The sequence below is a fragment of the Roseomonas sp. 18066 genome (genome assembly GCF_902706185.1).
Taxonomy (GTDB): Bacteria; Pseudomonadota; Alphaproteobacteria; order Acetobacterales; family Acetobacteraceae; genus Pseudoroseomonas.
This window is the reverse complement of sequence record NZ_CACSJM010000062.1, coordinates 1-12017: the sequence shown is the minus strand read 5'-3', so window position 1 is coordinate 12017 and position 12017 is coordinate 1. Positions and strand designations below refer to the sequence as shown.

At 68.9% G+C, this 12017-nt stretch carries 8 protein-coding genes; 4 read left to right on the top strand and 4 right to left on the bottom strand.

What is annotated here, in order from left to right:
* Positions 1–14: 14 nt before the first annotated feature.
* The 4 genes from GVN67_RS14290 (at position 15) to GVN67_RS14275 (ending at position 5324) form a co-directional block, all read left to right on the top strand.
* Positions 15–1124: an aminotransferase class V-fold PLP-dependent enzyme gene (locus GVN67_RS14290; RefSeq protein WP_159997063.1), complete on the top strand. Its 1110-nt coding sequence runs from the start codon at positions 15–17 to the stop codon at positions 1122–1124.
* Between the two features lie 446 nt (positions 1125–1570).
* Positions 1571–2320 (top strand): gluconate 2-dehydrogenase subunit 3 family protein, encoded by a 750-nt coding sequence (locus tag GVN67_RS14285; protein WP_159997062.1) that lies wholly within the window; start codon positions 1571–1573, stop codon positions 2318–2320.
* On the top strand, positions 2317–4089 hold the full coding sequence (locus tag GVN67_RS14280) for a GMC family oxidoreductase (RefSeq protein ID WP_159997060.1): 1773 nt from the start codon (positions 2317–2319) through the stop codon (positions 4087–4089). Before GVN67_RS14285 ends, GVN67_RS14280 begins: the two co-directional genes overlap by 4 nt.
* Positions 4089–5324 carry a cytochrome c gene (locus tag GVN67_RS14275; RefSeq protein ID WP_159997058.1) on the top strand — a complete coding sequence of 412 codons (1236 nt, stop codon included), beginning with the start codon at positions 4089–4091 and terminating at the stop codon, positions 5322–5324. The genes GVN67_RS14280 and GVN67_RS14275 overlap by 1 nt, the downstream gene beginning before the upstream one ends.
* A 256-nt stretch (positions 5325–5580) precedes the next feature.
* Here GVN67_RS14275 and GVN67_RS14270 read toward each other — a convergent pair whose 3' ends face one another.
* The 4 genes from GVN67_RS14270 to GVN67_RS14255 form a co-directional block, all read right to left on the bottom strand.
* Positions 5581–7431 carry a hypothetical protein gene (locus GVN67_RS14270; RefSeq protein ID WP_159997056.1) on the bottom strand — a complete coding sequence of 617 codons (1851 nt, stop codon included), beginning with the start codon at positions 7429–7431 and terminating at the stop codon, positions 5581–5583.
* The gene (locus tag GVN67_RS14265; RefSeq protein WP_159997054.1) at positions 7428–9392 is read right to left on the bottom strand and encodes a hypothetical protein; all 1965 of its coding nucleotides are present in this window, start codon (positions 9390–9392) and stop codon (positions 7428–7430) included. Before GVN67_RS14265 ends, GVN67_RS14270 begins: the two co-directional genes overlap by 4 nt.
* Positions 9393–9412: 20 nt before the next feature.
* On the bottom strand, positions 9413–10381 hold the full coding sequence (locus GVN67_RS14260; protein WP_159997052.1) for a UDP-glucuronic acid decarboxylase family protein: 969 nt from the start codon (positions 10379–10381) through the stop codon (positions 9413–9415).
* A gap of 285 nt (positions 10382–10666) precedes the next feature.
* Positions 10667–12017 (bottom strand): HlyD family type I secretion periplasmic adaptor subunit (locus GVN67_RS14255; RefSeq protein WP_159997050.1); only part of this gene is annotated, 1351 nt, incomplete at its 5' end.

Below are 12017 nucleotides of genomic sequence, written 5' to 3'. Positions count from 1 at the left end.
CCATGCTCGGCGCCATGCTCCCCAGCCAGCGCCCGCTTTTCGAGATCCCGCCCGGCATCGCCTATCTCGATGCCGCCGCCTGGTCGCCCCTGCCGCGCAGCGTCAGCGCGGCCGGCGTCGCCGGCATCGCCGCCAAGGCGCGACCCTGGGAGTTCCCCAGGATCCGCAACGAGGACGGCGTCGCCGCCGCCCGCGCCGCCGCGGCCCGGCTGATCGGCGCCGCGGCCCAGGACATCGCCATCCAGGGCTCGGTGGCCCAGGCCATGGCGACGGCGGCGCGCAACCTGGAGCTCGCCCCCGGCCAGCGCATCCTGCGCATGGCCGACGAATTCCCCTCGCTCTGCCTGGTCTTCGAGCGGCTGGCGGCCGAGCGGGGCCTGGTCGTCGAGGTGGTGCCGCGCCCGGAGGATGGCGACTGGACGGCCGCCCTGCTGGCGGCGATCGGGCGGCCTGGGGCGGCGCCGCTGGCGCTGGCCCTGCTGACCCCGCTGCACTGGTCGGACGGCGCCCTGGTCGATCTGGACGCGCTGGCGCCGGCGGTGCGGGCGGCGGGCGCCGCGCTGGTCATCGACGCCACCCAGGCGGCCGGCGTGCTGCCCGTCGATGTCGGCCGCTGGCAGCCCGATTTCCTGGCCTTCCCCACCTATAAATGGGTGCTTGGCCCCTATGGCCTGGCGTTTCTCTATGTCGCGCCGCATCGGCAGGCGGGGCTGCCGGTGGAGGAGCACAATGGCAACCGCCCCAGCGGTGGCTATGCCCCCGGCGCGCTGCGCTACGACCGCGGCGAGCGCGCCGATCCGGTGGCGCCGCGCATGGCCGCCGCCGGGCTGGAACTGGTGCTGGAATGGGGCCCGCCCGCCATCGCGGCGCGGCTGGCGCATCTGACCGGGCTGCTGGCCGCGGGGCTGGCCGGGCTCGGCACCCTGCCGCCGCGGCGCGCGCCGCATGTGCTGGGGCTGCGCTGCCCGGGCGGGCTGCCGGCCGGGCTGGTCGAGCGGCTGGCGGGGCAGGGGGTCTATCTCAGTGACCGTTTGGGCGTGCTGCGCATCAGCCCGCATGTCTGGAACGAGGAAGCCGATCTCGAGCTCGCCCTCGACCGCATCAAGTCATCGCTGGCCGGATGATCCAGGGTTTCCCGTCGCCTGCGCGCCGGAATGGTTGGCGCATAGCAGAGGACGGGACGACGCTGCGGCGCGGCAAGATGTCGTTGGGTTGAGAACGGTTCTCAACCATTGGTCGACTTGGGCTGGAAGATGAAGATCGTGTAATTCCTCTGCCGGAACTTGTGATGATCCTTCAAGGAATTTATATGAATCATCACTTGAAGGCTGTTGCTTAAGCCGGTTTGTATATAGAACCCTGATCGTCACGGCCGGCCCCGCTTGTGGTTTCGGGCAGGCCATGACGTGTGTTCAGTCTCGATCGTATGGTTCCCCTGCCCGACGATTGGAGAGGTTCGAAGCCAGCTTTCGTCGATGCGCGGCCTTGCCCCCTGTGCCTCGGCCCCTGACCGCGTGCTTCTTCTTCGCCCATCGCCGGACCGGTCCTGCCCTTGACCTAAGGAACGGTGATGCCTGTCTCCAGCCGCCGCCAGCTGCTGTCCGCCACAGCACTGGTCGCCTTCTCTGCGCCCGCCCTCGGGCGCAGTGTCACCGGGCGCATGCCCTGGAAGCCGAACGAGGCCTATCCGCCCGAGCTGGCGCGGCCCGGTGGCTGGTACTTCCTGAACCCCGCCGAGGTCGCGACGCTGGAGGCCATCACCAGCCGCCTGATCCCGGCCGACGACCTGTCGCCCAGCGGCAAGGACGCCGGCTGCGTGGTCTTCATCGACCGCCAGCTGGCCGGGCCCTACGGCACCTATGAGTGGCTCTACATGCAGGGGCCCTTCGCCGAGAAGCCGCTGCCGACCCAGGGCATCCAGTCGCCGCTGACGCCGCAGCAGCAGTATCGCCAGGGGCTGGCGGCGCTGGCAGCCCATTGCCGCGAGGCCTTCGCCGGCAAGAGCTTCGAGCAGCTCGCCGAGGCCGACCAGGTGAAGCTGCTGCAGGGCATGGAGAAGGGCGAGGTCCGCCTGCCCGGGCTGGTCGCGCCGCGGCAGACCGCCACCATGCTGTTCAACCTGATCTTGCAGAACACCATGGAAGGCTTCTTCGCCGACCCCGTCTATGGCGGCAACAAGGACATGTGCAGCTGGAAGATGATCGGCTTCCCGGGGGTCCGCTACGACTTCCGCGACGTGCTCGACAATCCCGGCAAGCGTTACACCAAGCCGCCCGTCGCCATCATGGGCCGCCCCGACTGGAATGGAAAACCCGCATGAGCACGCGTCTGCCGAAGAAGGACGTCGTCGTCATCGGGCTCGGCTGGACCGGCTCGATCATGGCCTATGAGCTGTCGAAGATGGGGCTCGACGTGGTCGCCATCGAGCGCGGCCCGTGGCGCGACACCGCCAGCGACTACAACATCGCGACCGCGCCGGACGAGCTGCGCTACGCGGTGCGCCAGGACATCTTCCTGCGCCCGGCGCAGACCACCGAGACGGCGCGCAACAATGCCAGCCAGGTCGCCCTGCCGATCCGCAAGTTCGGCTCCTACCTGCCGGGCAACGGCGTCGGCGGCGCCGGCGTGCACTGGAACGGCCATAGCTGGCGCTTCTTCCCGAGCGACTTCAAGCTGCGCTCGCATTACGAGGAGCGCTACGGGAAGAACTTCATTCCCGACGACATGACCATCCAGGACTACCCGGTCACCTATGACGAGCTCGAGCCCCATTACGACTTCTTTGAGAAGATCATGGGCATCTCGGGCAAGGCCGGCAACATCAAGGGTGTCATCCAGGAAGGCGGCAACCCCTATGAGGGCTGGCGCTCGGACGAGTATCCGACGAAGCCGCTGAAGCCGAACCTGGCGCAGATCAAGTTCCAGAAGGCGGCGAAGGAGATCGGGCTCAACCCCTTCCCGCTGCCCTCGGCCAATATCTCCGAGGCCTATACCAACCCCTATGGCATGCGCCTGGCGCCCTGCACCTATTGCGGCTTCTGCGAGTGGTTCGGCTGCGCCAACTACTCGAAGTCGAGCCCGCAGACCTGCGTGCTGCCGGCGCTGATGCGCCATACCAACTTCGAGGCCCGCACCCTGTGCGAGGTCACCCGCATCAACAAGACCCGCGACGGCAAGATGGCCAGCGGCGTCACCTATGTCGATGCGGCGGGGCGCGAGTTCGAGCAGCCGGCCGACATGGTGCTGGTCTGCGCCTATTCCACCTTCAACGTCCGCCTGCTGATGCTCTCCCAGCTCGGCACGCAGTATGACCCGGAGACCAACACCGGCACGCTGGGGCGCAACTACGCCTACCAGACCAATGCCGGCGTGCTGGGCTTCTTCGACAAGGACACCCACTTCAACCCCTTCGCCGGCGCCGGCTCGCAGGGGATGATGGCCGACGACTACAATGGCGACAATTTCGACCATGCCCGGCTGGGCTTCGTCGGCGGCGCCAACATCGCCTGCAACACGACCGGCGGCCGGCCGATCTCCTCGCGGCCGACGCCGCCCGGCACGCCGCGCTGGGGCTCGGACTGGAAGAAGGCCACCGCCGAGACCTATGGCCATACCCAGGGCGTCAGCACCCAGGGCAGCTCAATGGCCTATCGCGACGTCTTCCTCGATCTCGATCCCACCTACAAGGATCGCCTCGGCAATCCGCTGATGCGGATGACCTTCGACTTCAAGGAGAACGACCTGAAGATGTCGCGCTTCGTCGTCGATCGCTGCGAGGAGATCATGAAGGCCATGGGCCCGCAGCGCCAGGTGAAGACCTACAAGCGCGCCGGCTGGGACGTCGTGCCCTACCAGACCACCCACAACACCGGCGGCGCCGTGATGAGCAGCACCCCCGACAAGGGCGTGGTCAACCGCTATGGCCAGCATTGGGACGCGCCGAACGTTTTCGTCACCGGCGCCTGCCTGTTCCCGCAGAATGCCGGCTACAACCCGACCAACACCGTGGGGGCCCTGGTCTACTGGACGCTGGAAGCGATCAGGACGCAGTACCTGAAGAACCCCGGCGAAGCGCTGGTGCAGGCCTGATGCGCGCGCAGATCCTCGCGGCCGGCCTGCTGGCCGCCGCCACCCTGCTCGGCGCGGCGCCGGCCCGCGCCGATGCCGACAACTTCACGGAAGTCGAGCGCGGCAAGTACCTGGCCATCCTCGGCGACTGCATGGCCTGCCATGTCGGCAGCGACGGCCAGTCGATGTCGGGCGGCCACCTGCTGGAGACGCCCTTCGGCAAGATCTCGGTCCCCAACCTGACGCCCGACGCCGAGACCGGCATCGGCCGCTGGACCGCCGGCGACTTCAACCGCGCCATGCATGAAGGCAAGCGGCCGGACGGAACCCACCTGTACCCGGCCTTCCCCTACACGGCCTTCACGCTGATGTCGCGCAGCGACAACGACGCCATCTTCGCCTATCTCCAGGCGCAGCCGGCGGTGAAGAACCAGGTGGATCGCAGCACGCTGCCCTTCCCCTTCAATGTCCGCCTGCTGATGGCCGGCTGGAACATGCTGAACTTCACGCCCGGCACCTTTCGTCCTGACCCGAGCAAGTCGGAAGAGTACAACCGCGGCGCCTTCATCGTCGAAGGCCCGGCCCATTGCGGGCTGTGCCACACGCCGCGCAACCTGATCGGCGGCGACAAGGGGGGCGCCCATCTGGAAGGCGGCCCGCTGCAGGGCTGGTTCGCGCCGTCGCTGACCGCCGACCGCCGCACTGGCATCGGCGCCTGGACCGAGCAGGAAATCGTCGAATACCTGCGCACCGGCATCACCCATCGCAGCACGGCCAGCGGCCCGATGGCGGAGGTGGTGGAGCTGTCGACCAGCAAGATGACCGATGCCGACCTGAAGGCCATCGCCGTCTATCTGCGCGAGCGCGCCCCGGCCCCGGCGGCGACCACGCCGACCGCGGTCGCCGCGACCGACAACCGCATGCGCGCCGGCGAGGCGATCTACGCCGACACCTGCGCCGCCTGCCATGTCGGCAACGGCTCGGGCGTGGCCGGCATCTTCCCGCGCCTGGCCGACAGCCAGTTCGTCCAGCAGGGCGACCCGACCGGCGTGCTGCGCGTGGTGCTGCAAGGCGCCAAGTCGGCCGCCACCCCGCATGCGGTGACCGGCGCGGCCATGCCGGCCTTCGGCTGGCGCATGACCGACCAGCAGGTGGCCGACGTCTCCACCTTCATCCGCAACAGCTGGGGCAACGCAGCCCCCGCCGTCACGCCGGATCAGGTGAAGGCGATGCGGTCGATGGCTGGGGGGCACTGAAGAGAAGGGAAAAAGGCCGGGGGAATGAATTCCCCCGGACCCCCTTCTTTTTTCTGTTCTGTTGGCCGTTTGCAGGCCAGCGCCTCGACACCAACGATATCAGGGCGTCCCGGCGGGACGCCCTTTTTTATATGATCGGCGCTCGCTGACAGGTCGCGCTTCGGCGGGGCCGTTTCACGTACTGTCTCCACGTGGACACGGCAGTCACCGCAGAAAAAAGAAGGGGTCCAGGGGAATTCATTCCCCTGGCCTTGGGCTAGCCTTCGCTTGGCTGCACTCTGATCTTCTTCATCGCCTCTTCGAAGCGCTTCGCAAACCCTGCGCTGTCGCCCAGCGTCTTCTGCCAGGCGTCGCCCTTCAGCTTCGCCCGCAGCGCGGCGTGGCGGGCCGGATCGGTCGCGAGGCTCACGGCGATCTCGACGTAGTCGTCGTGGCTGGTCGCGATGGTCTCCGGCATGCCGATGGCGTTCAGCAGGCTGCCCGCCATGCGCGAGGCGAAGGAGGCCTGCGACAGCGTCAGCAGTGGCAGTCCCATGCGCAGCGCGTCGCTGGCGACGGTCCCGGCATTGTAGGGCGAGGTGTCGAGGAACAGGTCGCCCAGCGCCATGCGCGCCAGGTAGCGTTCGGGCTCGACGCGCTGGGCGAAGATCAGGCGGGCCGGGTCGATGCCGGCGGCCTCGGCCTGGGCCAGCAGGTTGCGCCGCGCTGTGGGGTTGTCGCCGACCAGCCACAGCACGCTGTTGGGCGCGCGCGCCAGGATCGTGGTCCAGGCGGCGAAGATATCGGGCGTGATCTTGTAGGAATTGCAGAAGCAGCAGAAGACGAAACGGTCTTCCGGCAGGCCCTCGGCGGCGCGGGAGACCGCGGGCAGCACCGGCATGCGGCCGTCATTGGCCTGGTAGACCACGGGCAGCGGCAGCGGCCGGGGGGTGTATTCGTCGGCGCGATCGGCGGGGATGGTGAAGTCGTCGCAGATCAGCCAGTCGAGCTCGGGCAGCGGCACGGAGCCGATATAGCCGAGATAGGTCGCCTGCACCGGCGCCGGCTTCCAGCGCAGCGTCTGCAGCCGCGCGCCCTTGGTCATGCCATTGAGGTCGATCAGGATGTCGATCTCGTCGGCGCGGATGCGCTCAGCCAGCGCCGCGTCGTCGAGCGCGCGGACCGGGACATAATGGTCGAGGGCGGCCAGCACGCGGGCGCGGATCGGGCTGCCATCGTCGATGCTGGAGCAATAGCCATAGACCTCGAACTGCGCGCGGTCGTGGCGTTCCAGCAGCTCGACGATCAGGAAGCTCATCGCATGGCGGCAGAAGTCGGAGGACATGTAGCCGATGCGGATGCGCGCATGGGCATAGCCCTCGGGCGGGCTCAAGCGATGCGGCGCGGCCGGGATCTTGCGGGTCAGCCAGTGGTGGCCGACCTCGCGCTGCGCCTCCGGGTCGGCCAGCAGGGCGAGCGCGCCGAGCGGGCCGGATTGCGTCACCAGGTCGCGGTAGGGCAGGCCGGGCAGGCCCTCGGGCGGGACGATGGGCCAGGTGCAGGTCTTCTGCCGCAGATGGCTCCAGTGCTGCACCACGTCGGGCTGGGCAGGGTCGGTCAGCAGCGACTTGAAGAGGAGCTCCGTGGCTTCCTCGAAGCGGCCCATCTCCTCCAGCACGCGGCCGCGATGATTGAGCAGCGCGGTGCGGGCGGCGTCGGGCTGCAGCGCCTCGGCCCAGCAGGCCAGCGCCGCCTCCGCCTGGCCCTGGCGTTCCAGCGACAGGCCGAGATTGACCGCGGCCGGGTGGAAATCCGGCTTCAGGGTGAGCGCCTGCTGATAGGCGCTGGCGGCCTTGCCGGCGTCATGCGGGGCCCATTCGACGCCCAGGTTGAACCAGGCCGCGGCGGCCTGCACCGAGCCCTGATTGGCCATGATCCAGTCGCGATAGACGCCGATCATGTAGAGCGGCGGCCGGGCGATGTCGCTGGTCTCGACCAGGCCGAGCAGCTGCTCCAGCCGCAGCCGCGCCAGCAGGCCCTGGCGCATTTCCGCCTCGGCGGCGGGCAGGTCCTGGCCGAGCCGCGGCAGCAGCCAGGCGGTCTCGATGGCGGTGGTGGCCTCGCTCATGCGGCGCTGTCCTGCGGCCAGAGGCGGGCATCGCCAGGGAACGGCGTGAAGCGATGCCGGCGGGCGATGGCGCCGCGATAGGCGGCGTCGAAGCCCGGGCCGAACTCGACGCTTTCGTGGTCGAGGCCGACGCCGATCTCCAGGTAGCTTTCCAGGTTCGACAGGTCGGGGCGCGGCAGGCGGCCTGCCATGACATCGGCCCAGATGCCGTCGAACAGCTCCTCGAACCTGGCGACAAAGAGCTCGGTGTCGAACAGCACGCTGGTCTGGCGATTGGCCAGCAGCCGGTCGCGATACTCGGCGAGCTGGGCGCGGTCCTGGCCGAGGGCGATGGCGCGGCGGACATAATCCTCGCCGTCGGAGCAAAGAAGCTCGGGCAGGCCGGCGGCGCGCACCAGGCTGCCGCAGACGCGGGAGGCGAAGCTCTGCCCCGGCGTGGTCAGCACCGGCACGCCCATCCACAGCGCGTCGGAGGCCGTGGTGTGCGCGCCATAGGGCGCGGTGTCGAGGAAGAGATCGGCCAGCGGATAGCGCGCGACATGGTCGCGGTTGTTGGCGAGCGGCGCGAAGACCAGGCGGGCGGGATCGATGCCATGCTCGGTCGCCAAGGCGCGCAGGCGGATATCGACCTCCTCGCTCGACTTCAGCAGCCAGAGCACGCTGCCCGGCACGCCGCGCAGGATCGCCATCCAGCGCGCGAAGACGAAGGGCGTGACTTTCTGCGTGCCGTTGAAGCTGCAGAAGACGGTGGCGTCGTCGGGCAGGCCGGCCTCGGCGCGGCTCGGCGCGGTCTCGGCCAACACGCGGTTGCGGTCGTTGGGCTGGTAGCAGGGCAGGCGCAGCACCGTCTCGGTGAAGAAGCGCTCGTTCCCGTCAGGGATGATGAAGTCGTCGGCGATGATATAGTGGTGGTAGGGGCTGCCCATCGAGGCCGGGAAGCCGAGCCAGTTGACGATGACCGGCGCCGGGCGGCGCGCCAGCAGCGCGGTGCGGGCGCCGCGGGTATGGCCGTTGACGTCGATCAGGATGTCGATGCCATGGCCGCGCATCAGCGCCAGCGCCGCGTCGTCATCCAGCGGCGTGACGTCGTGCCAGTGCTCGACCTGGTCGCGGATGCGCTGCTTCGTCGTGTCTTCCGCGGCGATGCCGCAGTAGTAGACAAAGATCTCGAAGCGGTCGCGGTCGTGCAGGCGGTACATGTCGGCGGTGAGGAAGCCGATGGCATGCTCGCGCAGGTCGGAGGACAGGTAGCCGATGCGCAGCCGCCGCCCTTCGCGCGGCACCAGGGAAAAATCCTCGAGCACGGCGAAGTCGTCGGGGTAGCCGACGTCGCGCTTGCTGTAGGACCAGGAATTGGCCAGCTGCAGCATCGGGTCGTCGGTATAGGTGGCCAGGCTCAGCGGGGCCAGGCGGCGCTTCATCTCGGCCAGGTCGATCGGGCCCAGCGGCTGCAGCAGCGGCCAGCGGCACTGGCGCTGGCGCAGCGCCACCCAGTGCTGCAGCACGTCGCGCTGATGCGGCTGCAGCAGCAGCATTTCCTGCAGGATGGTCTCGGCGCGGGCCAGCTGCTTGCGGTCTTCCAGCAGGCGCGCGGTCTGCTTCTGCGCGGTCAGCTTGTAGGTCAGGTTGTCCGGGCTGACCGCGGCCAGCATGTCGATCGCATGCTTCCAATGCTCCAGCGCCGGATCGATGGCGCCGAGCTTTTCATACAGCGCGCCCAGGTTGATATAGGGCGGGATGAAGTTGGGCGCACGGCGGATCGCCTCGCCGAAGGCCTGGGCGGCGCCGGCGACATCGTTCTGCTGCCCCAGCAGCACGGCCTGGTTGAAATAGACCGCGTGCAGCAAAGGATCCTCGGGATTCTGCACGAGGTAGTCGCGGTACAGCGCCAGCGCCATCTGCGGCTGCGCGGCAAGCTGCTGGGCGGCGGCGAACAACGCCACGATGCCGGAATTCTGCATGGCCATATCCCCTGGCGCGGTCAGGTGAGGGCGGGCGCCTCGAGGCCCAGGGCCTCGGCGAAATAGCCGATGGTGCGGCGCAGCCCCTGCTCCAGCGGCACCTGCGGCGCCCAGCCCAGCAGCTTCTGGGCGCGGGCGATGTCGGGGCAGCGCTGCATCGGGTCGTCGGTGGGCAGCGGGCGATAGACCAGCTCGCTGCCGGTGCCGGTCAGCCGCACCACCAGCTCGGCCAGCTCGCGGATGGTGAACTCGCCGGGATTGCCGATATTGACCGGGACATGGGCGTCGCCCTCGGCGTCCATCAGCTTCATCAGCCCGTCGATCAGGTCGTCGACATAGCAGAAGGAGCGCGTCTGCTGGCCGTCGCCGAACAGGGTGATCGGCTCGCCGCGCAGCGCCTGGGTGATGAAGTTGGAGATCACCCGGCCGTCATTCGGATGCATGCGCGGGCCATAGGTGTTGAAGATCCGCGCGACGCGGATATCGACCTGGTTCTGGCGGTGATAATCGAAGAACAGCGTCTCGGCGCAGCGCTTGCCCTCGTCGTAGCAGGAGCGCGGGCCGATCGGATTGACGTTGCCGCGATACTCCTCGGGCTGCGGATGCACCGTCGGGTCGCCATAGACCTCGGAGGTCGAGGCCTGCAGGATCCGCGCGTTCAGCCGCTTCGCCAGGCCGAGCATGTTGATGGCGCCATGCACGGCGGTCTTGATCGTCTGCACGGGATTGTTCTGGTAATGCACCGGCGAGGCGGGGCAGGCCAGGTTGTAGATCTCGTCCACCTCAACGAAGAGGGGGAAGGTCACGTCGTGCCGCATCAGCTCGAAGCGCGGATGGCCGAGCAGGTGCAGCACGTTGTCCCGTGACCCGGTGAAGAAGTTGTCGACGCAGAGCACGTCGTCACCCCGCGCCAGCAGCCGGTCGCACAAATGCGACCCCAAGAAGCCGGCGCCGCCGGTGACCAGAACTCGTTTGTGCGCGCGCTTCATCGTGGCTTTTCCCCGGGATCGCCGCTTGGATATGCGAGGGGTTTATTAACACAGTGTGGGAGCAGGCGAAGGTTGGGGGAATGAATTCCCCCAAACCCCCATCTTTTTTCTGTCAGGCTGCCGCTGCCTTGCGGATAAGCGGGACACAGCACTCAAAGGTCGCGTGTGGCTGGGCCGGGCCAGGTCCCGTTGCCACGTGGACATGGCAATCAGACAGAAAAAAGAAGGGGTCCAGGGGAATTCATTCCCCTGGCCTGCCCCTGTCTTTTCTCATCTTGTCTTTTCTCAAGGCTCGCGAATGCTTTCCTGCAGCCCCCGCGTGATCGGGTACAGGAAGTATCCGAGAACGCTCCGCGTCCCCACCATGATTTCCGCCGACACCGTCATGCCAGGCGTCAGCCGCGCGCCCTCGGGCAGGTTGCGCAGCGCCAGGCTGTCCAGGGTGACCTGGCCGCGGTGGACGGCGCCGCCGCCCATCGAGGGCGGGGTCTCGGCGTCGCGACTCTCGCTGCCGCGGGTGAAGCTTTCCTGGCTGATGGCGCGGAGCTGCCCGGTGACCGCGCCGTGGCGCTGGAAGGGGAAGGCGTCGACCTTCACCGTCACCGCGTCGCCGGGCTTGGTGTAGCCGATATCGGCCGAGCCGATGGTCACCTCGGCGATCAGGGGGACGTCGGCCGGGGTCAGGCTGATCAGCGCCTCGCCCTCGCGCAGCACCGAGCCCACCGAGCGGCGGGCGACCTCGAGCACCACCGCGTCCTGCGGCGCGGTGATGCGGGTCAGCTCGTCCAGGCGCGCGGCCTTGGTCAGCGATTCCTCGACCCGGGCCAGCTCGCCGCGGGTGCGCACCGCCTCCTCCAGCAGGGCGCGGCGCCATTCGTCCAGGAAGGCCTGGCGGTCGGCGCGGCGGGCGGCCAGCGCGTGACGCAGCTCGGTGGCGCGGTTCAGGCTGCTGCGCCAGTCCTGCTCGGTCTGCAGCCGCTGGCTGCGGGCACCGAGATATTGCAGGCGGGACCCGACCTGGCCCTCCAGCAGCTTGGCGCGGACGCCTTCGACGTCGCTGGCCACGGCCAGCTGCTGCGACAGGTAGGTGGCCTGCTCCTCGGCGGTGCGGATGCCGGCCTGCTGGCTGCCGATCTCCTCGTCGAAGCCCTGCAGGCGGGTGGCGTATTGCGCCTGGCGCTGCCGCCACAGGGTGAATTGCAGGGCGGCGTCGAGATTGCCGGGGGCGGGGGCCGGCAGCGGGCGCTCGGCCAGCTCGGCCTCCAGGCGCCCGGTCTGGGCGGCCAGGGCCTGGCGCTGGCTGTCCAGCGCCGCGCGGTCGGCGCGGGCGAAGGTCGGGTCGAGCACCGCCAGCACCTGGCCGGCGGTGACGCGCTGGCCGGGGCGGACCAGGATCTCGCGGATGATCGAGCGGTCCATCGGCTGCAGCACCAGCGGCGGGCTGTCGGTGACCAGGCGGCCGGTGCCGACGACGACGATGTCGGTCTCGGTCAGCGCCGCGGTCGCGACCAGCCCGATCAGCAGCAGGGCGACCAGGTAGTGCGGGCCGCGCAGCCAGGGCGGCGGCGGCTCGGCGATGACCTGCTCGAGCTCGTCCTGGAAGTCCAGCGCCTCCGGGTCGGGGCGGGTCGGCGGC

Excerpts from the sequence above, each read along its gene's own strand:
- GVN67_RS14290 (WP_159997063.1), top strand. The coding sequence starts at position 15 with ATGCTCCCCAGCCAGCGCCCGCTTTTCGAGATCCCGCCCGGCATCGCC.
- GVN67_RS14285 (WP_159997062.1), top strand. The coding sequence starts at position 1,571 with ATGCCTGTCTCCAGCCGCCGCCAGCTGCTGTCCGCCACAGCACTGGTC.
- GVN67_RS14280 (WP_159997060.1), top strand. The coding sequence starts at position 2,317 with ATGAGCACGCGTCTGCCGAAGAAGGACGTCGTCGTCATCGGGCTCGGC.
- GVN67_RS14275 (WP_159997058.1), top strand. The coding sequence starts at position 4,089 with ATGCGCGCGCAGATCCTCGCGGCCGGCCTGCTGGCCGCCGCCACCCTG.
- GVN67_RS14270 (WP_159997056.1), bottom strand. The coding sequence starts at position 7,431 with ATGAGCGAGGCCACCACCGCCATCGAGACCGCCTGGCTGCTGCCGCGG.
- GVN67_RS14265 (WP_159997054.1), bottom strand. The coding sequence starts at position 9,392 with ATGCAGAATTCCGGCATCGTGGCGTTGTTCGCCGCCGCCCAGCAGCTT.
- GVN67_RS14260 (WP_159997052.1), bottom strand. The coding sequence starts at position 10,381 with ATGAAGCGCGCGCACAAACGAGTTCTGGTCACCGGCGGCGCCGGCTTC.